The following is a 1,492-nucleotide window of genomic DNA, read 5'->3' as shown; positions in this document are numbered from 1 at the left end:
CGGCGGCGCCGGCGGGGCCGGAGGCACCGGCGGTGCCGGGGGGACCGGCCCGCTGATGATCGGTCACGGCGGAGCCGGTGGCGCGGCAGGGGCTGGTGGGGCCGGCGGCGACGGCGGTGCCGGGGGCTCGAGCCTTACCGGTATCGGCGGCAATGGCGGTGCCGGCGGCAAGGGCGGCGCAGCGGGTATCGGCGGTGCCGCCGGCGCCGGTGGTCTGTTCAGCAGCGGCGGCCCGGCCGGTGCCGTCGCGGCCGGCGGTGACGGCGGCATGGGCGGTGGCGGCGGCCGAGGTGCCGGCGGCGGCTTCGTCGGCGCCGGTGTGACCGGCAACCCGGGTTTCGCCGGCGGCAACGGCGGTCAGGGCGGTCAGGGGGGCGGCGCGGCCGGCGGCGGCCCGGCCGGCAACGGGGGCGACGGTGGGCAGGGTGGCGCCGGCGGCACCGGTGGTACCGGCGGTGTCGGCCTCGGTTCCAGCGGCGACGGCGCGACCGGCGGCACCGGCGGCACCGGCGGCACCGGCGGCGCTGCGGGTGCCGCGGGCAGCGGTGGCGGTGGTACCGCGGGCACCATGGGCGCAGGTGGCAACGGGGGCAGCGGCGGTACCGGCGGCGACGGTACCAGGGGTAACAACGGACTCAACGGCACTACGGGCCCCAACAACGACGGCGTGAAGGGCGATCCGGGCGGCGGCGGCGGGCAGGGCGGTACCGGTGGCGACGCGGGGACCGGCAGTGTCAACGGCAAGGCCGGCAATGGCGGCACCGGCGGCCGCGGCGGCGACGGCGGCGATGGCGGCCGTGGCGCCGTGGGCACACCCGGAACGACCACCGCGGACGGTGGCGACGGCGGCGACGGTGGCGACGGCGCCGACGGTGGGCCGGGTGGCCTCGGCGGCGCTCCAGGCAGCGGTGGCGGCGGTGCCACGGGTGCCCAAGGTGTCGGCGGCAACGGCGGTAAGGGCGGCGACGCCGGAGACGGCGGCGCCGGAGGCAACGGCGACGCCGGCACCAGCCCTGGGGGTGATGGCGGCGGTGGCACCAAAGGTGGCGCCGGCGGCACCGGCGGCGACGGCGGTGCGGCCGGCGCGGGCTCGGCCGGGGCGGTCGCCGGCAATGGCGGCAACGGCGGCACCGGCGGTGACGGCGGCACCGGGGGCGGGGGTGCCGCCGGTTCGGATGGAACGGCGTCACCCGGGTCCGCCAACGGCGGCAACGGCGGCAACGCCGGAGACGGCGGCGGCGGCGGCGATGGCGGCTCAGGCGGGGCCGCGGGTGGTCCGGGCGCCACCGCGGGCGCCTCCGGTGACGGCGGCAAGGGCGGTGACGCAGGCGACGGCGGCAAGGGCGGAACGGGCGTCGACGGCACCGCCGCCATCGCTGCCGGCAACGGCGGCAAGGGCGGCACTGGCGGCATCGGCGGAGCGCCCGGCCAGGGCGGACTTGCCGTCACCGGTGGCTCCGCGGGCAGCCAGGGCGTGGGCGGCGACGGCGGC

The 1,492-nt window shown here is 80.8% G+C and carries 1 pseudogene; it reads left to right on the top strand.

Features of this window, described 5'->3' with window-relative positions:
* Positions 1–1,492, top strand: a pseudogene (locus tag BST12_RS33090) (PE family protein); the annotation flags it as partial.

Source organism: Mycobacterium angelicum, from assembly GCF_002086155.1.
GTDB classification, from domain to species: domain Bacteria; phylum Actinomycetota; class Actinomycetes; order Mycobacteriales; family Mycobacteriaceae; genus Mycobacterium; species Mycobacterium angelicum.
This window is presented reverse-complemented; position numbering and strand designations above follow the sequence as displayed.